The organism is Microcystis sp. Msp_OC_L_20101000_S702, from assembly GCF_007095705.1.
In the GTDB taxonomy this organism is placed as follows: Bacteria; Cyanobacteriota; Cyanobacteriia; order Cyanobacteriales; family Microcystaceae; genus Microcystis; species Microcystis ichthyoblabe_A.
Genome location: NZ_SFBO01000010.1, coordinates 1 through 23,536 on the forward strand (window position 1 = coordinate 1; position 23,536 = coordinate 23,536).

At 43.6% G+C, this 23,536-nt stretch carries 19 protein-coding genes; 10 read left to right on the forward strand and 9 right to left on the reverse strand.

The annotated features are described in order from the left end of the window. Positions 1 to 222: 222 nt before the first annotated feature. From EWV60_RS00775 to EWV60_RS00790, 4 genes are all read right to left on the reverse strand, one after another. A complete protein-coding gene (locus EWV60_RS00775; protein WP_002777510.1) occupies positions 223 to 1,170 on the reverse strand; it encodes a PRC-barrel domain-containing protein in 948 nt (315 codons plus the stop codon). Positions 1,171 to 1,434: 264 nt separating this feature from the next. Next, positions 1,435 to 2,694: a dihydrolipoamide acetyltransferase family protein gene (locus EWV60_RS00780; protein ID WP_287230255.1), complete on the reverse strand. Its 1,260-nt coding sequence runs from the start codon at positions 2,692 to 2,694 to the stop codon at positions 1,435 to 1,437. Positions 2,695 to 2,989: 295 nt separating this feature from the next. Continuing rightward, complete coding sequence (locus tag EWV60_RS00785; RefSeq protein ID WP_123231134.1) at positions 2,990 to 3,733, reverse strand: DUF561 domain-containing protein; 744 nt, start codon at positions 3,731 to 3,733, stop codon at positions 2,990 to 2,992. Positions 3,734 to 3,825: 92 nt separating this feature from the next. After that, positions 3,826 to 3,993, reverse strand: a complete 168-nt coding sequence (locus EWV60_RS00790) for a hypothetical protein (RefSeq protein ID WP_002756735.1) — start codon at positions 3,991 to 3,993, stop codon at positions 3,826 to 3,828. Positions 3,994 to 4,184: 191 nt separating this feature from the next. Between EWV60_RS00790 and glmU the strand changes: the two genes are divergently transcribed. Together glmU and EWV60_RS00800 are read left to right on the forward strand one after the other, a co-directional pair. Further along, positions 4,185 to 5,537, forward strand: a complete 1,353-nt coding sequence (gene glmU, locus EWV60_RS00795; RefSeq protein WP_287230262.1) for a bifunctional UDP-N-acetylglucosamine diphosphorylase/glucosamine-1-phosphate N-acetyltransferase GlmU — start codon at positions 4,185 to 4,187, stop codon at positions 5,535 to 5,537. Positions 5,538 to 5,683: 146 nt separating this feature from the next. Next, positions 5,684 to 6,265, forward strand: coding sequence for a thioredoxin family protein (locus tag EWV60_RS00800; RefSeq protein WP_287230265.1), 582 nt, complete (start codon positions 5,684 to 5,686; stop codon positions 6,263 to 6,265). Positions 6,266 to 6,571: 306 nt separating this feature from the next. On the opposite strand, the gene EWV60_RS00805 is transcribed toward EWV60_RS00800, so the two are convergent. Further along, positions 6,572 to 7,822, reverse strand: a complete 1,251-nt coding sequence (locus tag EWV60_RS00805; protein WP_287230268.1) for an FGGY-family carbohydrate kinase — start codon at positions 7,820 to 7,822, stop codon at positions 6,572 to 6,574. Positions 7,823 to 7,824: 2 nt separating this feature from the next. Here EWV60_RS00805 and EWV60_RS00810 point away from each other — a divergent pair, with 2 nt between their 5' ends. Then, positions 7,825 to 8,883, forward strand: a complete 1,059-nt coding sequence (locus EWV60_RS00810; RefSeq protein WP_287230271.1) for a tocopherol cyclase family protein — start codon at positions 7,825 to 7,827, stop codon at positions 8,881 to 8,883. A gap of 96 nt (positions 8,884 to 8,979) precedes the next feature. On the opposite strand, the gene EWV60_RS00815 is transcribed toward EWV60_RS00810, so the two are convergent. The 3 genes from EWV60_RS00815 to crtH form a co-directional block, all read right to left on the reverse strand. Further along, positions 8,980 to 9,465 (reverse strand): DsrE family protein, encoded by a 486-nt coding sequence (locus EWV60_RS00815; RefSeq protein ID WP_002777498.1) that lies wholly within the window; start codon positions 9,463 to 9,465, stop codon positions 8,980 to 8,982. Positions 9,466 to 9,607: 142 nt separating this feature from the next. After that, positions 9,608 to 11,287 (reverse strand): ABC1 kinase family protein, encoded by a 1,680-nt coding sequence (locus tag EWV60_RS00820; RefSeq protein WP_287230274.1) that lies wholly within the window; start codon positions 11,285 to 11,287, stop codon positions 9,608 to 9,610. A gap of 193 nt (positions 11,288 to 11,480) precedes the next feature. Beyond that, positions 11,481 to 12,992 (reverse strand): carotenoid isomerase, encoded by a 1,512-nt coding sequence (crtH, locus tag EWV60_RS00825; protein WP_287230277.1) that lies wholly within the window; start codon positions 12,990 to 12,992, stop codon positions 11,481 to 11,483. A gap of 638 nt (positions 12,993 to 13,630) precedes the next feature. Between crtH and EWV60_RS00830 the strand changes: the two genes are divergently transcribed. Then, positions 13,631 to 15,460 (forward strand): polysaccharide biosynthesis protein, encoded by a 1,830-nt coding sequence (locus EWV60_RS00830; RefSeq protein ID WP_287230279.1) that lies wholly within the window; start codon positions 13,631 to 13,633, stop codon positions 15,458 to 15,460. Between the two features lie 40 nt (positions 15,461 to 15,500). On the opposite strand, the gene EWV60_RS00835 is transcribed toward EWV60_RS00830, so the two are convergent. Continuing rightward, complete coding sequence (locus EWV60_RS00835) at positions 15,501 to 15,689, reverse strand: hypothetical protein (protein ID WP_287230281.1); 189 nt, start codon at positions 15,687 to 15,689, stop codon at positions 15,501 to 15,503. A 203-nt stretch (positions 15,690 to 15,892) separates the two neighbouring features. Between EWV60_RS00835 and cobW the strand changes: the two genes are divergently transcribed. The 6 genes from cobW (at position 15,893) to EWV60_RS00865 (ending at position 23,484) form a co-directional block, all read left to right on the forward strand. Next, positions 15,893 to 16,927 (forward strand): cobalamin biosynthesis protein CobW, encoded by a 1,035-nt coding sequence (gene cobW, locus EWV60_RS00840; RefSeq protein ID WP_002732696.1) that lies wholly within the window; start codon positions 15,893 to 15,895, stop codon positions 16,925 to 16,927. Positions 16,928 to 17,581: 654 nt separating this feature from the next. Then, on the forward strand, positions 17,582 to 19,633 hold the full coding sequence (locus EWV60_RS00845; protein ID WP_287230284.1) for a M3 family metallopeptidase: 2,052 nt from the start codon (positions 17,582 to 17,584) through the stop codon (positions 19,631 to 19,633). A 268-nt stretch (positions 19,634 to 19,901) separates the two neighbouring features. After that, positions 19,902 to 20,126, forward strand: coding sequence for a hypothetical protein (locus tag EWV60_RS00850; RefSeq protein ID WP_002744271.1), 225 nt, complete (start codon positions 19,902 to 19,904; stop codon positions 20,124 to 20,126). After that, complete coding sequence (locus EWV60_RS00855) at positions 20,123 to 20,404, forward strand: type II toxin-antitoxin system RelE/ParE family toxin (RefSeq protein ID WP_004163338.1); 282 nt, start codon at positions 20,123 to 20,125, stop codon at positions 20,402 to 20,404. The genes EWV60_RS00850 and EWV60_RS00855 overlap by 4 nt, the downstream gene beginning before the upstream one ends. 388 nt (positions 20,405 to 20,792) lie before the next feature. Beyond that, a complete protein-coding gene (locus EWV60_RS00860; RefSeq protein ID WP_287230288.1) occupies positions 20,793 to 23,093 on the forward strand; it encodes a sensor histidine kinase in 2,301 nt (766 codons plus the stop codon). Continuing rightward, complete coding sequence (locus tag EWV60_RS00865) at positions 23,038 to 23,484, forward strand: response regulator (RefSeq protein WP_002777485.1); 447 nt, start codon at positions 23,038 to 23,040, stop codon at positions 23,482 to 23,484. Before EWV60_RS00860 ends, EWV60_RS00865 begins: the two co-directional genes overlap by 56 nt. The last annotated feature ends 52 nt before the right edge of the window (positions 23,485 to 23,536 follow it).

Here is a 23,536-nt window from a genome sequence, read left to right on the forward strand (position 1 = left end):
AAGGGTGATGCAAGGGTTTTAAGAGATTCTAGCAGATTTAAGTGCATTTGGGAAGCTCTCAATCAAGCTAAAAGCCCTTTCCTGTAAGGTTTTTAGATTTATTCAGCAAACCCTATTTAGTCCCCCCAGAGAACCCCCTTGAGCCACATAGCACACTTTTCTTTTTTTGTCAAATTTTATGTTAAGAAAGATGTAACTAATGGATAGGGGGACTGTCAAAGATTAACCGTCTTCGTATTCGGGGATTCTCTCTTTTTTCTTCTCGGTGATATTGATGCGGGGGGGATTGTAATCTGGTTCCACGTCATCATCCCACATATCATCCTCGGCCTTATCTTCGTAATCGTCGTACTGAGGACGAGAAAAGCTTTCTGCGCGTTCTGAGCGAGCTTCTCCCCAGTTATCTTCCTCTTCCTCGTATTCTTCCTCATAATAACGAGCCTCGGCCCGTTTTTGCGGTGGGGGAGTGGCACGCAGGGGTTCTTTTTCCCATTCATCCTCACTCCAGCGTTCTTCAACGGGTTTAGCGGCCTCCACGGGGGTGCGGAGGGGAATACCCGTACCTAACTGATTTTCTGGACGAGCAGCGGGGGTATAGTAAGCTTCTTCCTCTTCTCTTTCCCAGGGGGGACGACCAATACCCAAACGTTCCAAAACCCCCACACTAACCTGCGTGAGACGTTCCTCGGCCCCTTCAAAGACGATTAAGCGATTCGGACCGCTGCTAACCACTTCTTCGATAGAAATTTCGTAGGTACTGATCAATTGTTCGGGGATCAGAGGCAATCCCAGGGAAGCAATGATAATGGAATGTAATTGACCACTGAGGGGATCAAATTGATAATCGCGGACTTTGCCTAAAGGTTCGCCGGTTTCCGTGATCACTTCACTACCGATTAAGGGAGTATAAGCATCGATATCGACGGATTCCAAGACGTTATCATCTTCCACGAGAACCACGTCTCCTGTCTGACTGATGCTCGATAAATACATATATTGAGGCATTCCCGACAAGGAGAGGATATTGTCGCGGAGTCCCAGGGCAAATACTTCTCGTTGATCGATATCTACAAGGATATCTTTAACAACGCCGAGTTTTTTGCCTGTATTGCGAGTGATAACCTGTGTATTTAAAAATTCTGAACGTAAGCGACTATTCTCTGTGATCATTTTTTCCTATGGGTAGGCGTTAGGGCGTGGGAATACGAATTATTGTAGGCTTAATATATAGGGCGAAATTGAGTGTTAATTTACCGATATTAGCTTAGATCTTAAAGTTCCCTGAGATTAACACTTTTTTTGGCCTTGTTTGGGCGATAGTTTGGGGTGATAGATAAGGTTAAACCTATTTTAGCTAATTCTTTACATTTTTTTAGTAACAACAAAGCAGGAGCTAGAGAGAAACTCTCTTGGCTCCTGCTGTCTAGATTCTGATTACATAGTTAAAGACTGCACCTCGGTTTCGATCAGTTTAGCCAAGTCTTGCAGGAAGGAGGCCGCATCGGCCCCGTAGATGACTCGGTGGTCACTGGTGAGATTAACCGTCATCTGTTTTTGCACTCCGAATAAACCATCTTTATTGACGACGATTTGGGGACGGGAAGCACCCACGGCTAGGATTGCACCTTGGTTGGGGGGTAAGATAGCCGTAAAGCGATCGACTCCGAACATTCCCAGATTAGAAATGGTAAAAGTACCGCTATTATATTCTTCCGGTTGCAGTTGTTTACTGCGGGCGCGATCGACTAAATCTTTCCAACTGCGGGAGAGGGAATAGATATCCATCTGGTTAGCAGAGCGCAAAACCGGCGTAATTAAGCCACCATCGGGCATAGCTACGGCTACAGCCACGTTAATCGCCCCGTGGTATTGAATTCCTGCGTCGCTATAGCTGGCATTAACGATCGGATGTTTAGCGAGGGTGTTGGCTACTGCTTTTGCTAACAGGGCCGTCATGGTGACACCCTTGGATTTTAGCTGTTGATAGAGTTGATCCAGTGGGTCGGTGGTGATAGTGTAGCCCACTTGGAAGGTGGGAACCTGTAGGCTAACCGACATATTCTGAGCGACAGCTTTTTGCAGAGTGGTGAGGGGAACAGTCCGACCGACTGGGGCGCTGGTTGGAATCGGGGCTTTAGGAGCCGCTACAGGGACGCTGACGGGTTGCGGAGGAGTAATGACGGGAGCGGGGGCGGTGCTGACTTTTCCTGTCGCTTTTTCTACGTCTTCGGCGGTAATTCGTCCGTGGGGACCGCTACCCACTAGGGTTTTCAGATCCACCTTTAATTCTTTAGCCAGTTTTTTGGCTCTGGGAGAGGCGACTAAACGGCCATTATCTTTAACGGCGGCGACGGGGATCGAAACGGGAGGCGGAGTGATTTCTGGGGTTTCTACGGGCTTGCTAGGGGCGACTGCGGCGGTTTTTCCCTGAGCTTTGGCCAGTTCAATTTCCGCTTCAGTTTCGGCAATATAGGCGATCGCTTCTCCTACGGGTGCTTCCTGGCCAGCTTCGACTAAAATTACAGCGAGATAGCCATCATAAAACGATTCCACGTCCATGTCGGCTTTGTCGGATTCGACCACTAACACCGTTTCCCCTTTGCTGACTTTTTCCCCGGGGGACTTCACCCAAGAAACTATTTTTCCTTCGGTCATGGTGGAACTGAGCGCGGGCATGAAGATATCTCGAATCATGGTGGAGTGCTTCTATCTCTAATGTTTTGAGCCATAGCGCATTTTACCACAGTTGATGGGGGTGGGGAAGTGGGAAGTGGGGTGTGGGGTGTGGGGTGTGGGGTGTGGGGTGTGGGGAGAATAAATAAAATAATCTACTGAATCCTGACTCCTGACTTCTAACTTCTGACTTCTAACTTCTGACTCCTGCCTCCTGACTCCTGACTCCTGAATCCCGAATACTGATAACTGGTGACAGAGGGAAAAAGAGAAGGGAAAACGGCCCCTTCTCTGCCGTATCTAGACAAAAATTGTTCTAGTTGCCAATATAGACCGGTTGTGCTTGCAGAGATTCAACTAAACCGCGCACGGCTGCCACCATGGCCACTTCATTATCCAATTGATTGATCGCCGAACCAACACCGATACCGGCCGCTCCAGCAGCGATCGCCATAGGAGCGGTGACAATGGATAACCCAGAAGCGCAGAGGACGGGAACCTTAACCGCATGGGAAATAGCGTGGGCTGCCGCTAAAGTCGGGGCAGCTTTTTCAATCAGTCCCAAAATACCGGCGTGACGGGGTTGACTGCTAGTGCCGCCTTCGGTTTGAATGATATCGGCACCCTGACTAACTAGAGCTTCTGCTAGTCTCACCTGTTCATCGAGGGGTAGGAGATGGGGAACTGTCACAGACAGGGTAATTTCGGGCAGTAAGTCGCGAGTTTGACGGGTTAGGGCTAAAACTTCCGCCGCCTCAAAAATGCGTCCTTGGGCATAAAAACTATCGAAATTACCGATCTCAATTAAATCTGCTCCTGCATCCACTGCCATCACCAACAATTCTGGCTCGACGGCCGATACACATACGGGTAAATTTGTCAAGGCTTTTACGGACCCAATTAGGTCAGCATTAGCGGCAATATCGACAAAAGTTGCTCCTCCGGCTGTAGCGGCTTTAACTACTGAGAGAACCTGCGAGCGATCGAAATTATTTAACCCACTAATCACTTTCAGGGCATGACGACGGGCGAAGGCTTGCTGTAAGGCAAAATTGATCATTAATCTACACCTATCTGGAATTCTCAAAAAACATTTTCCCACCTTCTCGCCGATCAGAGGGTGGGATTTGAGAATTCTTAGGGAAATTTTCTTTAATTTAGGTGTTGATTCTCTTGGTTTTTGCGCTTGAGGTTTTGCAGTTGTTGCAGCAGTACCTCGATTTCCGCTTCCAGATGCAGGTATTTCACCTGTTGGTCAGCTTGGTAGGTGGTGCGAATCTGTTTCATGGCAGAGGATTCCTTAGTTAGTACAGTTGTCATAGCGGTATCTATAGAGTGCTGATTATGTTCAATTGTTTCAATTTGTGTATAGTACCTTGACAATGTCTTAAAGAAAACCTTTTTATGGTAGTTTCTCAACTGGCACAGGATGAAAGAGGGGAAAAATTCTTGCAACCAAGGGGATCGGAGTGCGATATACTCAGTCGCGAACGATATTGGCAAGCATGACCATGGTAGCGGTAGCAATTTTAGCAGCGGGTAAGGGAACCCGAATGAAGTCCAGCCTTCCGAAAGTTTTACATCCCCTCGGCAGTCGATCGCTAGTGGAACGGGTACTTAATGTCAGCGAATCCTTACATCCCCGGCGAAAACTGGTAATTATCGGTTATGAAGGGGAACAGGTGCGAAATACTCTACAGCATCTTGCGGATATCGAATTTGTTGAACAAAAGGAACAGTTAGGCACTGGCCATGCTATTCAGCAGTTAATCCCCCATTTAGAGGACTTTCAGGGGGATTTGTTGGTCTTAAATGGCGATGTTCCCCTGTTGCGTCCCGAAACCTTGCAAAATCTTCTCCAGATTCATAAAAACCATGGTAACGCTGCCACCCTCTTAACTGCTAACCTTCCTAACCCGAAAGGTTACGGTCGAGTTTTTTGTGATGGCAATAATCTCGTTAAGCAGATTGTCGAAGAAAGAGACTGTACCGATGCCCAACGACAAAACCACCGGGTTAATGGAGGTATATACTGCTTTAATTGGTCAAAATTAGCTGCTATACTCCCTAATTTAACGCCCAATAACGATCAAGGTGAGTATTATCTCACGGATGTGGTCAATTTTCTCGATCCCGTCATGGCTGTGGATGTGGAGGACTGTTTAGAAATTAGCGGCATTAACGATCGCAAACAATTGGCCGCCGCCTATGATATCCTGCAAACTAGAGTCAAAGATGATTGGATGGCCGCTGGAGTCACCATTATTGACCCCGATAGTGTCACCATTGAGGATACTGTCACCCTCAGTGCCGATGTGATTATCGAACCCCAAACCCATCTGCGCGGTGAGACGATAATCGCTTCCGGTTGTCGTATAGGTCCGGGGAGTTTAATCGAAAATAGTCGGATAGGCAGCGATGTAACGGTCTTATTTTCGGTTATTTCTGATAGTCAGGTGGATTCTGGTTGTCGCATCGGTCCCTATGCTCATTTGCGCGGAGAAGCGAAAATTGGGGCTAATTGTCGAGTCGGTAATTTTGTTGAAATTAAAAAAAGTAGCATCGGCAATAAAACCAATATTGCCCATTTATCCTATCTGGGAGATGCCACTTTAGGGGAAAAAGTGAACGTTGGTGCGGGAACAATTACTGCTAATTACGATGGCGTGAAAAAACACCAAACTATGATCGGCAGTGGCACAAAAACTGGGGCAAATAGTGTTTTAGTGGCCCCTTTAAAATTAGGAAAAAATGTCACCGTGGCCGCTGGTTCAACTATCACTAAAAATGTCCCCGATAACGCTTTAGTTATTGCTCGCGAAAGTCAGCGTGTGATCGAAAATTGGTCAGATCAGTTTCAGTAGGTTATGGCAGTTATCAGTTCACTGTTTACTGTTTACTGTTCACTGTTTACTGTTCACTGATGGTGTCTAAGGCGTTAAATTTGCGCGATGAAGCATGAAATGTTATAAAAATCTCAGTTCTCCCTATAGAAAAGAGTAAAAACTTTATGGCACGCACCGAGTCCACAATGTTAGATTTGGGGACAAAAGCTCCCAGTTTTGCCTTACCCGATGTGGTTTCGGGTGAAACTATTTCTCTGGACAGCTTTGCGGCTAAAACCGCTCTGTTAGTCATCTTCCTCTGTGAACATTGTCCCTTTGTTAAACACATTCAAGAAGAACTTACCCGTCTAGGTTGCGATTATGCTAACACCAATCTGGGCATCCTCGCCATTAGTTCTAATGACGTGGAGAAATATCCCGATGATTCGCCAGAAAATTTGAAAAAAATGGCGATAACTCTTGACTTTAAATTCAATTTATGCTATGACGAAAGCCAAGAAGTGGCGAAAGCTTACACGGCAGCCTGTACTCCCGATTTTTTCCTCTTTGATAGTCAGCGCATTCTAGTCTATCGCGGTCAATTGGATGATAGTCGTCCTAGTAATGGTGTACCGGTGACAGGCAAAGATCTCCGGGCCGCTATTGACAAGGTTTTAGCCGGTCAACCGGTGCCGACGGAGCAAAAACCCAGTTTAGGCTGTAATATCAAATGGAAACCGGGTAATGAGCCACCCTATTATGGTTAATTAACGAAGGGTGTAGGGTGTGGGGTGTGGGGTGTGGGGTGTGGGGTGTGGGGTGTGGGGAGAATAAATAAAATAATCTCCTGTCTCCTGACTCCTATCTCCTAACGACCGACGACCGACTCCTAACCCCACCAACAAACTTTTGGCTCTTCTGGTTTATGTGTGGAAACGAAGCCTATACTGATAGTTTCTTCGGCAAAATAGTCGTAAAAGTCCTTCTCAGTCAACATTTCACGATTCCATAAGCAAAAATTATCACACAAAGTCGAGAAGAGCCAACTTTTGCCGCAAATCCTACTTATGAGACTATTTCAACAGCGTAACCGATTGCTGTGCTAATAGGGCAGTACCATAGGCTGCTTGCTCCTGTTGAGATAAAAGTACGGGAACCCCTAAATGACGCTGACGAATTATTCTCCAAGTCGAATTTTTTGCCCCACCACCGGCACTATAAACTCGCTCTAATTTATTGGCTCCCAATTCCTGTAAACGCTGATAACCTAAAGCTTCAATGCGGGCAATACTTTCTAGTAAACCATGCAAAAATTCTAGAGGATTATCGGGGCGAGGAGTCAGTTTTGCGGGTAAAAAAGGCTCATTAATGGGAAAGCGCTCGCCCGCTTTTAGTAGAGGATAATAATCTAAATTACTTTCTTTTTGTCCATCTATTGCTAAACTATAATTTCTCAATTCTTCATGAGAAAAAAACTTCTTTAACACCGCTCCCCCCGTATTAGATGCCCCACCAGTTAACCACAAATTTCCTAAACGATGACTATAGATGCCATAGTTACTATCATCAACTTTCTGGCTACTTAATAACTTTAAAACTAAAGTTGAACCTAAAGATGTCACTGCATCCCCTAAAGAATTAGCACCACTGGCTAAAAATGCCGCTATACTGTCGGTGGTTCCCGTATAAATTAAACAATCTTTCGGGATACCAAAACGAGTCACTAAATCCGGTTTAATAGTATCGATCTCTGTACCCGGGGCAAAAATTTGCGGCAGTAAATTAAACATCGGTAAATTCTCTAACCAATCCGGATAACAGAGATTTTCGAGATCATAACCTAACTTTAAGGCATTATGATAATCACTAATTCCCAGTTTACCATGCAGCAGAAATGCTAACCAGTCCGCTTGCGAGAGAAAATAACGCGCTTGGGAAAAAATTTCTTGCTGACTCCACCAAAGTAATTTGGCTAAACTAGAGGTGGCACTAATCACGGGATGGTGAGGGGGTGCTATAGCTTTAATTGCTTCTAAAAACCCAATTCCTCGCCCGTCATTGTATAATATGGCCTCAGAAAGAGGATTACCCCAATTATCACATAATAACACCGTCGAGGAAGTACCATTAATCGCGATCGATTTAAGTTCTGAACGCACCGAATCCCCTAGATTATCCAATAAATAAAATAGGGACTTTTGCCAATCCTGAAAATTGGCATTAGTGAAAGGATAATGAACCTCAGCGACGATATTTTTGCTAGAATCAATAGCAATCGCTCGCGCTCCCGACGTGCCAAAATCAATACCTAAAGATAAACCCATAGATGTCTTCACAACCCCCTCATTCTGGCTACCATTGGGATGGTATCACTTCCCGATTCTTTGAAGGTTGGTACTTCCGAGTCATGATTCCGCAATTAGCCGACGGATTCGCCTTTATGTATTCTATTCAAGACCCAAGGGGCGGTCAAGTCAATAGCGGCGGAGCAGTGCAAATTTTAGCCATAGAATCTAATTATCTTTGTCGCACTTTTCCCGATACGGATAAATTTTGGGCAAGTCGTCAGCAATTAGCCATTATCCATTGGGGAAAAACTAACTTAAAAACCCGTCCCTGTTTGCTTTCTTCGTCAGATTTTTTTGAGTCTATTCAAGAGGGTTATCAAGCAACGGCAAACCAGCAGCAAGGACGAATTTATGATCCTGTCACTGGAGAAATCTGTCAATGGGATTATCGCCTTGAAACTAGGTACACTTGGGGAGATAACAAGCGTCCACCCCAAGCAACAGCAGGAATATTATCTTATTTACCGATTTTTGACCCGGGTTGGCAGATTTTAACTGCTCATGGTTTAGCAACGGGAATGATTACCCATCGGGGAAAAAATTATCAATTTGAGAATGTACCTTTTTATAGCGAGAAAAATTGGGGCTATTCTTTCCCCGAAAAGTGGTTTTGGATTAATTGTAATGCTTTCCCTGAAAATCCCGATTTAACCTTAACCGCAGTGGGTTCTACCCGGAAAGTTCTTAACTGGACGGAATCGGTGGGAATTATCGGTATTCACTGGCAAAATCGCTTTTATAAGTTTGATATCTGGAATTCTCAACTAACTTGGACAGTGCAACCCTGGGGATACTGGGAAATGAGGGCAACTAACGAGAATTATACCATTGTCTTAATCGGGATCAGTGATCATCCTCCCGATCGCGTGCGTGTACCCACGGAAAAAGGTCTCTCTTTTGCTTGTCAAGATACCCTCAAAGGTAAATTATCGATAAAATTGGCTGATAGTCGTGGTAAAACCCTTATAAATAGCTCTAGTCGTCTAGCTGGTCTCGAAATTGGCGGTATTTGGCCATCAGCTTGGATTAAACAGTGATTTAAATCACCATTACGAGGGGAGAATATCCAGTTATCTGGCTGCATCTCAGACAACATTGAGAGGCAGCCTCGATATTCTCTAGAAAATGCTCGATTACCAGCTAATTACTTTAACCGTTTCCTTAAATAAATTTGCTTCTAGGGAATCGGGGGAACTTGTCACCACACCGGCAATTAGATCTTCGGGTTTTATGGCTGCTTGTTTCATACAGGATGGACAAATTAAGACTTTTCCCCCTTGACTGATGAAATCTACTAACATTGCTTGCAGGGTTTTACCGGTGATACCGTTAGTGTGTTGAGGAATGGTCGTCGCTGCCAGGTGTACCCCTGTAATATTCAAAAAAATGGTGGTTGAGTGACCTTTTTTCAGCATATTGGTGGCGACACCAATGGCCATTGCAGCTCGCCAAGGATCATCGGTGGTTAAATTAACAAATAAATCGGATTTTTGTTGACCGACAGCGATTATTGCTTCGTTAGTTTGTACTGGAGAAAGGGAAGGATTAGCCAAGACTGGGATAGATGTAACTAAGGATAATCCGACAAGGGAACCAAGGGCTAAAGATTTTAATAACATTTTCTTGTCCTCTTGCTGCTGGGTGCAATGAAAACATTTTCATTATGATAACTTCTGGAAAATCTTGTCAACAGACAGCCTGTCAAACTTTAATTTTTGTTGCGGATAACAAAAACCATCTACTAATAAAAATGATAATTATTTACTTATCTAACATTTTATCTAATCTTTCCTGAATCAATAAAGCTAGGGAAGAACGCAAAAAAAATAAACCAAATAACCCCGCTAAACTGAAGGGAATAATAGCTAGTTTGCTATAGTTGGTGTCTAATAAAAATATGGCTGAGATAATGCTAAATCCCAATAGACAGACATTAATTAATACTTTAATTCCCAGATAAATTCTTTTCAGAAGTCGCTCATTTTCCCGTGACTTAACTTGAAAAACTAAATTTCCTCGCTCGATCTTTTCCTCTAACTGACGGATCATTCTTTCGTTTTTATTACCTTTTTGCCATTGTTGTTGAAAAAAAGTGCGAGCTTGATTAGCTAGGGTAAGCATGGTGTTGGTAGTTCCTCCTGATACCGCTAGACTTTTCACAAAAGGTTGACTAGCTGCTAATAAATTATACTGAGGATCTAAAGAGCGGGCAATCCCATCCAAAGTGGTGACAGATTTAATAATAAAAGTCATTTGGGGAGGTAAGCGAAAAGGTTGCTGTTTAAACATTAAATACACTTGATCGCTAATTTGTTCAAAGACCCTCACATCTACCGGTTTATCGCGAAATTCATCTAAGAGAAACTGGACGATATTTCGCACGGGTTGCAGATCTCTAACGGGTTCAATTAAACCCATATACACCAGAGTTTTTAAGACTGTTTCCGTATCCTTTCTCAAGACAGCGAAAAAGGTTTCGATCATTTGATCTTTAGCGACGGACTTTAACTCGAACATCGTGCCAAAATCGTAGAAAATTAACTCCCCTTCCTGACTAACTGCCATATTACCCGGATGGGGATCCGATTGGAAAAAACCATCCTGTAATAGTTGTTTGAGATAGGAACATATCCCCAGTTGAATAATCCCATCTACGTTAATACCATTAGCTAGTAAAGTCTCTCGATCATCGACTTTAATCCCGGGTACATACTCCAAAGTTAATACCTTGCGGGTGGTATATTGCCAGTAAACTAAAGGGACTTTTACTTGAGGATAATTCTTAAAATTTTCCCGAAAGCGATCAGCATTTTTGCCCTCATGAATATAATCAATTTCTTGAAAGAGTAGTTCAAAGAATTCTTGATAGATAGCTTCTAAATTATATTTTTTCACCACGGGTAAAATATTTAACCAACGGGTGAGACGATGCAACAATTCAAAATCGAGATTAAATAGTCCTTCTAGATTCGGTCTTTGTACCTTAATAACGACCTCTTCCCCACTTAATAACCGCGCTCGATGTACTTGTCCTAAACTGGCACAAGCGAGGGGAGACACGGTAAAACTTGCAAATAAATTATCTAGGGGTTGTCCTAATTCTGTTTCAATAACTCGGATCGCTTCTTGACTATTAAATTCGGGAACTCGATCCTGTAATTGGGTTAATTGTTCGATATATTCGAGCGGAATTAAATCTGCTCGCGTCGATAAAGATTGTCCAATTTTAATAAAAGTTGGTCCCAAATTCATGAGGCGATCAACTAACCATTTCGCTCTCCTTTGCCGTTTTTTGCCCCTATTAGCCCCCGTTAGACGATCCCAGAGCAAAAAAGTCAAAAACTGCGTTGTAAAGCTAAATATCTCCAATTGACGAACAATCGGTGATCGCAAGCTTTGCTGCCAATGTAAAGACTTCGAGGAATCAAAGGGAGTAAGCATCAGTTATCAGTTATCAGTTATCAGTTATCAGCAAAACCGATCTACAGCGTTTCTCGTCAAGGTGAAGTATAAATCAAACCTTGCCGAAGTAAGGATTCCAGTCGCAAAAATGCGCTTCATCTATCTGAGAAACGCTGTCAAGTATCCCCTTCCCGTTTGCGAATTCGCCGGTAAAAATCCTGATTTTCAGCTTTTAATCTCTGGGACGAGGCAAACCGAGATCTACCGCTAGACGATGACTGCAAGCAAAACCAGAAAAGGCCACCGCGTTTAATCCTTGACCGGGGAAGGTACTATCTCCCACACAATAAAGATTAGGAATAGCTGTGCGATTAAAGGGCATTCCTAATAAACCTAACAGTTTTCTTCGCGGTATTGGGCCGTAACTGCCATCGATTCTATTCAAAAAGCGGCGATGGGTGCGGGCTGTGCCAATTTCGATATAATCTAATCCTGTATCTAGTTTGGGAAAGAGTTTTTTCAGGCGCTCGATGAGACGATGAGCAGCGGCCTCTTTTTTCTGTTGATATTCTTGGGGAGGCAGTTTTTGCCATTGATCAATCCAGCTAGGGGTGAAAGTATGAATGATATGATAGTCCGGGGGTGCTAGGGAGGGATCGAGTAAGGTAGGAATAGAAACAAAGATAGTTCCCTGTTCTGCTTCCATATTTTCCCAATCTTCTAGTAAAATATGGTGACATTCGCTTCCTGATGGCAATACATCGGCCTTGACTCCCAGATGCAAACTCAGGAAACTGGGGGATTTTTGATAGCGTTTTTGCCATTTTTTTTCGCTACCCGGGAGAGATTCCGGGGGGAGTAGTTTCTCGAAGGTATCCCAACGGGTGGCATTAGAAACAATCTTTTTAGCGTAATATTCTTTACCATTGGTCAATCTTACCCCGATCGCCCGTCCTGCATCTAAAATAATCTTATTCACTCTCGCTTGATACTGGATTTCACCACCAGCTTTTTCCAATCCCGCGACTAACTTGAGAGCAATCTGTCCCACTCCCCCCCGGGGGTAGTTAATTCCGCCGTAATGGCGATCGCTAAAGACCATTCCCGCATTAATCATCGGAGTGCGATCGGCGGGTACTACCGACCAACAGTAACATTCCATATCGATAAATTTCAATAATTTCGGGTCTTTAATATATTTTCTGGCCACATCTCCCGCATTTTGGGGTAAATACTTGACCAATCCCAAACAGGATAAAGGATGCTGGAAAAAAACCCTAGTCAGATAGCGGGGTTCTTCCAGCGATAGTAAATCCATACTATTGAGACAATTAAACACCTGCCAGCATTCATCGTAAAAGCGCCGGATACCAGTTTTTTCTGCGGGAAAATGGCTAATTAATTCCTGTAAAAATTGTTCGTAGTCGCGATGAACTTTTAAGTCTAATCCGTCCGGGAGATGATAATGGATCTGGACGGGATCGGCAATGGTTTCGATACTCATATCCACCGCTGCCAAAGCTTTGGTTAAGAGGTTAGTCGTCCCCTTTTTGCCAAAACCAAAAATCATCGAAGCACCCACATCAAAACGATAACCCTCTCGTTCAAAATAACCCGCGCTGCCCCCCGGAATCAGATAACTCTCTAAAACCAAGACTTTTGCTCCTTTTGCCGCTAATTGCGTCGCTGTCACCAATCCCCCGATTCCCGACCCAATCACGATCGCATCGTACTGATTACTCATAACTTGACTCGATAAATTTTTGTATCAATTCTTGATTGTAACCCTTGACTAGCGGTCAGTTATCGGTTAGTTTGGGGAAGCAAAAAATTTTTAGGGAGCGATGAAAAGTTGCTAAAAGGAAAAAAGTCCGGCTCTCTTATTCTTTGTGTGATCTCGCGTAGCGAGCGCGTTGCGACCAGTTTAACTTACTCTAGAAGCGATCAATCTTTGTGTCCTCTGTGTCTGGAGTGGTTCCCTCCACTCCCTCGCCAGCAGGACTGTATCTTAGAATACATTTTACCCACCAAACCTAAGAGAGCCAAAGTCTTGACAAATCCCGCCGCTTGACATAATTGGATTTAGGTGATATTATCCTCTGGAAAGACGGACAGTGCTACTGTTATAAAAAAAATATTGGCTCTTCTCGTTTCTGTATGGAAGAGAGAAAAATAGGGGTAGTTTTCCGTAAATATATTCTTCAAAGCCTTGCCTAGCAAGACTCGTCCGAATAATAAGCACTGATTACCAGACAAAGTCGAGAGGAGCCAAGTAATTTACCTTAAGATTAATTAATCAATTGGATAATGTATAGAAAACTGGCGAACAAAATCCTTAAATTGGCTAATTACCTATCTAGGTCATCGAAGCGATCTCTTTTAATGATCACCGACTGCCTTGTTTTTTGTCTAACCATCTATCTGGCCTTCTCTCTCAGGTTGAATCTGAGCCTCGAATATCGGGAAATTAGACCTTTTTTAGAGCCAATATTGGGCTTAATTGCCATTAAAACTCTAGTTTTCTATCTCAAAGGTATTTACCGTCCCGTAGTACGTTATACAGGATTAGAGTTTCTTTCCTCCGTACTGCAAGCGGTTCTCTATAGTTCAGGGTTTTTAATCATTCTGGCCTACTTTCAAGGGGATGCCTTTTTGCCGCGTTCAGTCCTGATTATCGACGCATTGTTAACCCTAGTATTGGTTATCGGGGTGAGATTGTTGATTCGTTCTGTCTTTCACCGTCTGAATATTTACGTCAGTAGTGTTGATAGAGAACCGACAATTGTTATCTATGGTGCGGGGGTTGTGGGTCGTCAATTGGCACGTTCCCTACAAAATGACCCCCACTATCGTTTATTGGCCTTTGTTGATGATAATCCCGATTTGCAGCACCGAGTGATCCAAGGCTTTAGGGTTTATCCCCCCTCTCAATTGGCACTACTGCACCAAAAAACAGCCTTTGACTGGGTTATTCTCGCTATTCCTAATGTAGCCAAGGCCAGAAAGCGGCAAATCATCGAAAGTCTAGAAACTTTACCCATCGACATTAAAACCGTTCCTCCCCTCTCAAAAATTTTATCGGGAGAAACGACCATCAATCAGATTCGCAGTGTCGATGTCTCGGAATTATTAGGACGGGAAGAAATTCTACCTCATCCCGAACTTTTTGGAAAAAATGTCACCGGTAAAGCGGTGTTAGTCACCGGGGGTGGTGGTTCCATCGGTTCGGAATTATGCCGACAAATCGCCTTCCTCAAGCCAAAATGCCTGGTAATCTACGAATTAAACGAGTTTTCCCTCTACAAAATCGATCTTGATTTAAGCGAAAATTATAGCGATTTACGCAAGTATGCCTATCTAGGCAATGTTCTCGACCGCAATCATCTAGACCGAGTCATCCAACAACACCAGATTGAGACAATTTATCACACGGCCGCCTATAAGCACGTTCCCCTTGTGGAAGCCAATGCTAGTCAGGGGGTTTACACTAATGTTTGGGGTAGTTTAAATGTCGCTCAGACTGCGATCGAGAATTCGGTTAGTAATTTAGTTCTCATTTCCACCGATAAGGCCGTCAGACCGACTAACATTATGGGGGCCAGTAAACGCTGTGCTGAGTTAGTCGTGCAAGCTTTGGCCGCTTTACCCGACACTTCCACCTGTTGCGCTATCGTCCGCTTTGGCAATGTTCTCGATAGTAGCGGTTCCGTGGTGCCGCGTTTCCGGGAACAAATCGCCCAACGTAAGAATATTACCCTCACCCATCGCGATATTATTCGCTATTTTATGTCTATTCCCGAGGCGGTGCGTTTGGTTATGCAAGCAGGAGCCATGGCCCGAGGGGGTGAGGTATTCCTGTTAGATATGGGTGAACCGGTAAGAATTTACGATTTGGCCCTACAGATGATCCGTTTAAGTGGCTTGGAATTAGGACAAGATATCGATATTGAAATCACGGGATTAAGACCGGGGGAAAAACTCTACGAAGAATTATTAATCGATACCGATAAAGCTCGTCCCACCGCTCACCCAAAGATTTTTTGCGCTAATGAACACTTTCTTGCTTGGGAAAAATTACAAATCAAATTAGAGCAATTGCTTAATTCTATTCAAGTTAATGACCGTCAGGGCTTAGTTAAGTCCCTACAAGATTTAGTTCCCGAATACCGTCCCCCGCAGCAAATGGCAAGTAATTTGTCAAATCAAAAGTGAAAAAGAGGAGTTTTACCTCTCCTCTTGTTGCCAAAATTTATTAATCTAATTGAACCGAATGCTCTTGTTTTAATTGCTTTTGGATAGCTTTTACCGTCTGCTCAATTTTATTGATTCCGCGAGAAGAAGGGCGATTTATTCTATCAGCTAGAGGAGAAGTTTGTTGAATAGCGATGCCTAGATAAAGGGGAAAAGCGAGGGTAAAGGCTAAAAAAAGACGTTGTAACATAATCCACTCCCACAAAAGTTCTTCAGCGATTATTTTAGCCGGCTGAAACTTTTACCAGAATAACGACTAACTAGGAAAATTTCAGCTAGTTTGTGACAGTCCGGCAATTGGTGGGGCAATCCTAAAGAATTAGCGCTGAAACCCTCAACCCTAGACCGAGAGTCTGATACATTGATCTAAGAATATGATCGATCGCCCTATCTATGCATAAAATTCCAGTTACTGTGATCACGGGTTTTCTGGGTGCGGGAAAAACTACCCTCATCCGTCATCTACTGCAAAATAATCAAGGCCGACGGGTGGCCGTTATGGTCAATGAATTCGGAGAAGTGGGAATTGATGGTGATTTGTTGAAAAGTTGTCAGACCTGCGACGACAACCCCAACGATAATATTGTGGAATTGACCAACGGTTGTCTGTGCTGCACAGTACAGGAAGAATTTCTCCCCACCATGCAGAAATTGCTGGAGCGACGGCAACAGTTGGATTGTATGCTGATCGAAACTTCCGGATTAGCTTTACCTAAACCTTTGGTTCAAGCTTTTCGCTGGCCGGAAATCCGCAACGGTGCGACGGTGGACGGAGTAATCACCGTGGTGGATGGTTTTGCTATCGCTAGGGGTCGTCTGGTGGCGGATTTAGATGCTTTAACGGCACAAAGGCAAGCAGACCCCAATTTAGAACACGAAACGCCTATTGAGGAGTTATTTGAGGATCAGTTAGCCTGCGCTGACCTGGTACTCTTAACTAAAACCGATCTCATCAGCGAAATTGAATTAGAAAAAATTATTAATTGGCTGAAAACACAACTGCGATCAACGGTCAAAATAGTTACTTGTGCCGATGGACAAATTAGCCCCGATGTGCTATTGGGATTTAATGCCGCCGTCGAGGATAATTTAGCTAGTCGTCCTAGTCATCATGATCACGAGGAAGAACACGATCACGATGAGGATATCAATTCTGTGCAGTTTTGCCTCGATTCTCCCGTAGATGCCCGAATTTTGACCCAACGGATCAAGGAATTGGTGGCCCGAGAAGAAATCTATCGGGTCAAGGGATTTGTTAATGTGGCCAACAAACCGATGCGTATGGTGTTACAGGGAGTCGGCGATCGCTTTGATTCTTTCTTCGACCGACCCTGGCAATCCACGGAAACGCGGCAAACTCGCTTGGTCTTTATCGGCCGCTCCCTCGATAGTCAGAGAATCGAGCAGGCCTTAACTAGGGTTTGCTGAAGAAGTTTTTCCTAGGGACAGGGTGTGGGGTAGGGAGATTATTTTTATTTATTCTCCCCTCTCCCTTCTCCTTTCTCCCCCTCTACAATAATTACTCGCAGCCAGAAATACGTTGGGTAATATCATACTTTGTGCTTTTTGTCAAAAAAACTTTTTTTTTGCAATAAAACTACATAAAAAAAAGATCATCGTTATGGGTGAAATTGACTGATTTGACCGTCTTAATTAGGATCACCTTCTATATGTGGCAAGGGTTTCAACCATTGCTGCCCAAAAAAGCACAGAATAAACCATTATGAAATTCAGTAAAATCGCTGTAACCATTGTAACATCGTTGTTAAATAAAAATCTTTCTCAATTAATTCTTAAGAATTTGTAAATATTGCGGAATGTTAATTTAAATATTCTCAAGTTTTTGCAGTCAATAAATAATTTTTGCTTATCTTTGATCAACAGAGGCAGTCCCAATGAAAAAATTTTCACCCCCACAGATGAAAGAGGTTTCTTTCCCCACACCCCACACCCCACACCCCACACCCCACACCCTACACCCCACTGAAAAAGCTCCGGCGTTCGATCGCCCGGATAGATGGTCGGGGATTTGGGTTAGGGTAGTAAAAGATACAGATTACCCACCCTTCCAGACCAACAATTATGACGAACACCAGTAACCCGCTGCTTGCCGGTCAAGGATTACCGGCTTTTGACCAAATCCAACCCGGCCTGATTGTCCCTGGGATGACGCAACTTTTGCAGGAACTGGCCAGAGAATTAACCGAACTAGAAGCGCAGATTACCCCCACCTGGGAAAAATTAGTCGAACCCCTCACCCGGATCGAAGAACGTTTAAGCTGGAGTTGGGGGATTATCGGTCATCTGATGGGGGTAAAAAATAGCCCGGAATTGCGTCAAGCTTACGAAACCGTACAACCACAGGTAGTCGAGTTTATTAGCCGTTTAAGCCAAAGTAAACCCATTTATGAAGCATTTTTGTCCCTGCGTCAAGGGGAAAGCTGGGGGCAATTAGACGAGGCACAACAGCGCATTGTCGAAGCTTCCCTGCGGGATGCCCAATTGGCCGGGGTGGGATTGGTAGGGGAGAAAAAAGACAGATTTAACGCAATTCAACTGGAATTAGCGGAAATCACCACGAAATTTTCTAATAACCTCCTCGATGCCACCAAAGCTTTTCAACTGAAACTAACAACCCCAGAAGATATCGGCGGTTTACCCGCTAGTCTCCTTAGTTTAGCCGCCCAAACCGCCCGCACTCAAGGAGAAACTAACGCCAGCACCGAAACCGGCCCCTGGGTGATTACCCTCGATTTTCCCAGTTATTTCCCCTTTATGAAGTACAGCGATAATCGGGAATTGCGCGAAAAACTCTATAAAGCCTACGTTAGTCGGGCCGATCTGGGAGAATTGGATAATAATCCCTTAATCGATCGCATTTTGCAACTTCGTCAGGAACAGGCCCATCTTCTAGGTTATAGTACCTACGCCGAGGTCAGTCTTGCCAGGAAAATGGCCAATTCTGTGGATGAAATCGAGAAATTGCTTGACAATTTACGCCAAGTAAGCTATGAAGCGGCAAAACAGGATTTAGAGGCCTTAAAAACTTTTGCGGGAACCGACGATCTCAAGCATTGGGATATAGCCTATTGGTCAGAAAAACAGCGTCAGGCCAAGTTTAACTTTAGTGCCGAGGAATTACGCCCCTATTTCCCCCTACCACGGGTTTTAGAAGGCCTATTTAGCCTCGCTAAACGGATTTTTGGGGTAGAAATTATCGCCGCCGACGGTAAAGCACCTATCTGGCATCCCGATGTGCGTTATTTCCAGATTAATGACGAAAAGGGCGAAAAAATCGCCTATTTCTACCTCGATGCCTACAGTCGTCCCGCCGAAAAACGCGGCGGCGCTTGGATGGATGTCTGTATCGGTCGCGCCAAAACCGGCACCGAGGTGCGTTTACCTGTGGCTTATTTAATCTGCAATCAAACGCCTCCAGTGGACGGAAACCCCAGTTTAATGACCTTTGAGGAGGTAACTACCCTATTTCACGAATTTGGCCACGGTTTACAGCATATGTTAACCACTGTGGACTATTCCGGCGCAGCGGGTATTAGTAACGTTGAGTGGGATGCGGTGGAATTGCCCAGTCAATTTATGGAAAATTGGTGTTATGATCGCCCTACTTTAATGAGTATGGCCAAACACTACGAAACCGGTGAAACTCTCCCCGAACATTACTACCAAAAACTGCTCCTAGCTAAGAATTATATGAGCGGTTCGGCTATGCTGCGTCAGCTACATTTGTCTTTAGTAGATTTGGAATTACACCATCGTTATCAACCCAATGGCGGCGAAACTCCTAAACAAGTCAGACAGCGTTTAGCGGCGACGACGACGATAATTCCTCCTCTACCAGAAGATGCTTTCTTGTGTTCTTTTGGACATATTTTCGCTGGCGGTTATGCGGCGGGTTACTATAGTTATAAATGGGCAGAAGTTCTCAGTGCCGATGCTTTTGCCGCTTTCGAGGAAGTAGGATTAGATAACGAAGAAGCAGTGAAAGCGATCGGTCGCCGTTTTCGCGATACTGTCTTAGCTATGGGGGGAAGTTCCCATCCTATGAATGTTTTTAAAGCTTTCCGCGGTCGCGAACCTAGTACCGAGCCTCTCCTCCGTCATAGCGGCTTATAAAAGTAGCCAAACACTTTTCTTTGTGGTGCGTTACGGTAATATTTAGCTCTTGATTTTTTCCCTAAAAACAAGGGATTGTCTGACGCACCCTACTTAACTGCTGAAACATCCAGTAGTAACGCACCAAAAACCTTTCTGTGTGGTGCGTTACGGCGATATTTAGCTCTTGATTTTTTCCCTAAAAACAAGGGATTGCCTAACGCACCCTACTTGACTATATTGTGATAACATATCAGGAAAAAAAGTTAACTAACAGGGGTAAACTTTAATGAGTATCGCATTTTTTCAAGATCTGATCGAATCGGTAGAGAGTCTATCCATTGAAGACCAAGATTATTTGTTTGAGCTAATTCGTAAAAGACGCATTGAGAAACGCCGGGAGGAGATGGCTAAAAATGGCGAAGAAACCTTAAAATCTTTAGCAATGGGAACAGCAAAAAAAGGCAGTGCTGAAGAGATAATGGCTTATTTGTTAGAGGATGAAGAAGAATGAAATTAGTTGCTGACAAAAGCTTTAAAAGAGCTTTTCAACGCTTAATCAGCAAAAATCCTCAACTACAAAGCAAGGTATCAGAGGTTCTACATTTGTTAGAAGATAATCCCTTTACCCCTTCTTTAAAATCTCATAAGCTGACAGGTAGATTAGAAGGTTATTGGTCATGTTCTGTTAGTTACGATTGCCGTATTATTTTTACTTTTCGTCAAGATACTGATTCAGGAGAAACTTTAATTGTTATAGTTGATATTGGAAAACACGATCAAGTTTACTAATTTATCTCTTGAATTTGTTCTTGCTTATCAATTGTATAATTACAGTACGATATCGCCTACTTTTCTAGGGTGCGTTCCTGGAAATTTTTGGGTCTGAAACCCCTTAACTACCGTATATTTTTATTAAGAATTATCCTTCCTTTGTAACATTAACTCTTAATTCTTAACAAATTACCATAGATTCTCAGAGAAAAACTGATTATAATAAAGGGAACTGAACAGAACTGCTCGATCGATAGATAACTGATTAATTAAAGTTTTATTACTTTTGATGGCCTAGTATTAAGAGAAGTAAATTTATTCTTGATCGCCCCCTGAAAGTGAGAAGAAATAGTTTTAATAAACAAAGAGTTTTCAACTTGGCAAAAATCCTCTGGGAGAAATACACATGGAAGTTATAACCGAGACAATTAACCCAACTTCGATCGAACGGGAACCAATCCATCTCTATAACCGAATTCAACCGCACGGGGTGCTTTTAGTTCTCAGCGAACCGGAGCTAAAAGTCAGCCAAACTAGCAGTAATAGCCGCAGTTTATTGGGCATTTCTCCGGGGGAAATTATCGGTAAAACCCTAGAGGAAATCTTCGATCCCTTTCAGATCGATCCTCTAAAATCAGCCATAGAAAATAACGATTTTGATGCTCTCAATCCTGCCAAAATTTGGGCGCGGGTTAAAGGGGATGATTTTGCCGTCTTTGATGCTATTTTTCACCGCAACGCCGAACAAATGCTGATTTTAGAGTTAGAACCAGCTATTTCCTATGAAAACATTCCTTTCCTGAGATTCTATCACCTAGCCAAAACTTCGATCGATAAACTTGAAGCTACCCGTAGCCTGAAAGATTTCTGTAATATCATCGTTAAAGAAGTCAGAAAAATGACAGGATTCGATCGAGTTATGTTATACAAATTCGACGAAGAAGATAACGGTGATGTGATAGCAGAAGACAAAATAGAGCAACTAGAACCCTATCTCGGTTTACGTTATCCCGCTTCCGATATCCCTCTCCCGGCACGAAATTTATTAAGTGCTAATTGGATTCGACAGATTCCCGATGCTACCTCTGAACCCGTCGATCTAGTGCCTAGTCTTCACCCCGAAACTCAACAACCCTTAAATTTAACCCTGTCCAGTCTTAGAAGTGCTTCTCCCTGTCATTTAGAATACCTGCATAATATGGGAGTGGGAGCATCTCTAACCATTTCTCTGATTGAAAATAAACGTCTCTGGGGCATTATTGCCTGTCATCACCGCACCCCTAAATATGTACCCTACGAACTGCGTAAAGCTTGTGAGTTCTTAGGAAGAGTAATTTTCTCGGAAATATCGGCACGGGAAGAAACCGAGGATTATGACTATCGAGTAAAATTAAGCTTTGTGCAATCGCAATTAATCGATTATATGGCGGAAGCTAATAACTTTATTGATGGATTAATTGCCCATAAACCGAATCTGCTCGATCTAACTAAAGCCACGGGAGCCGCTATTTGCTTAGGTGGTAACTATACCTTAATTGGAGTAACACCGAGCGAAGAAGAACTAAACTATCTGATTACTTGGCTAGAAAAAAACGTCCATGAAGATGTTTACTATACCAATTCCTTACCGCGAATTTATGCCGATGCGGGTAAGTTTAAAGACATTGCCAGTGGTTTACTAGCAATTCCCATTTCTAAACGTAATTATCTCCTCTGGTTTCGTCCGGAAGTAATTCAAACCGTGAACTGGGGTGGTGATCCGGGTAAAGCGATCGAAACGACTGCCATAGATGGTAATATTCGTCTCTGTCCGCGTAAATCTTTCTCCCTCTGGAAAGAAACCGTTCGCCTCAAATCTTTACCCTGGAAAGCGGTAGAAATTAACGCCGCACTAGAATTACGAAAAGCGATCGTCAATATCATCTTAAAACAAGCGGATGAGTTGGCACGTTTAGCGCGGGATTTGGAACTATCAAACGCCGAATTAAAAAAATTCGCCTACGTCGCTTCCCACGATTTACAGGAACCCCTCAATCAAGTCGCCAACTATGTGCAGTTGCTAGAAATGCGCTACACCGAAGAACTGGACGAAGATGCTAAAGAATTTATTACTTTTGCCGTCGAAGGTGTCAGCTTGATGCAAACATTAATAGATGATGTGCTGGCTTACTCAAAAGTGGATATGCAGGCGGTAGAGTTTAATACCATCGATGCTAATCTGGCACTGGAAAAAGCTCTCGCTAACCTGAAAGGGAGAATTCAGGAAAGTCAAGCTATAATCACCGTTGATCCTTTGCCAATTGTCATGGCAGATAAAACCCAGTTAATGCAATTGTTCCAAAATCTCATCGGTAATGCCATTAAATTCCGAGGAAAAGCGACTCCCACTATTCATATTGCTGCTCAACGTCAAGAGGAGGAATGGCTGTTCTCTATCAGCGATAATGGAATTGGCATCGATCCCCGATTTTCCGAACGCATTTTCGTAATTTTCCAACGACTGCACACCCGCGACGAGTACCCTGGCACAGGCATGGGTTTGGCGATTTGTAAGAAAATTATCGAGTGTCATCGCGGACGAATTTGGGTAGAATCCCAATTAGGTGAAGGAGCGGTTTTCTATTTTACAATTCCCCTAGGAGGTAACGAGCGTGAGCGCTGGCGAGGACGTGCCACACAAAATTATCTTATTAGTGGAGGACAGTAAAGCTGATATTCGCCTCATCCAAGAGGCATTAAAAACTAGCACCGTCCCGCATGAATTAGTTATCGTTAGGGATGGTGTCAACGCTATGGATTATCTGCGTCGAGAAGGGGAGTATATCGATTCTCCTCGTCCTAATCTGATTCTTCTCGATCTGAATTTGCCAAGAAAAGACGGACGGGAGGTATTAGCGGAAATCAAAAACGATCCCAGTTTAAAAAGAATTCCTGTGGTGGTTTTAACCACTTCTCGCAACGAGGAGGATATTTTTTATAGCTATGAACTGCACGTTAATTGTTATATAACCAAGTCGCGCAATCTCAACGATTTGTTCAAAATTGTCAAAAATATCGAGGCTTTTTGGTTAGAAACCGCTACTTTACCTGGGGAGTGAATCATTATCAGTGATCAGTTATCAGTGATCAGTTATCAGTTATCAGGAGTCG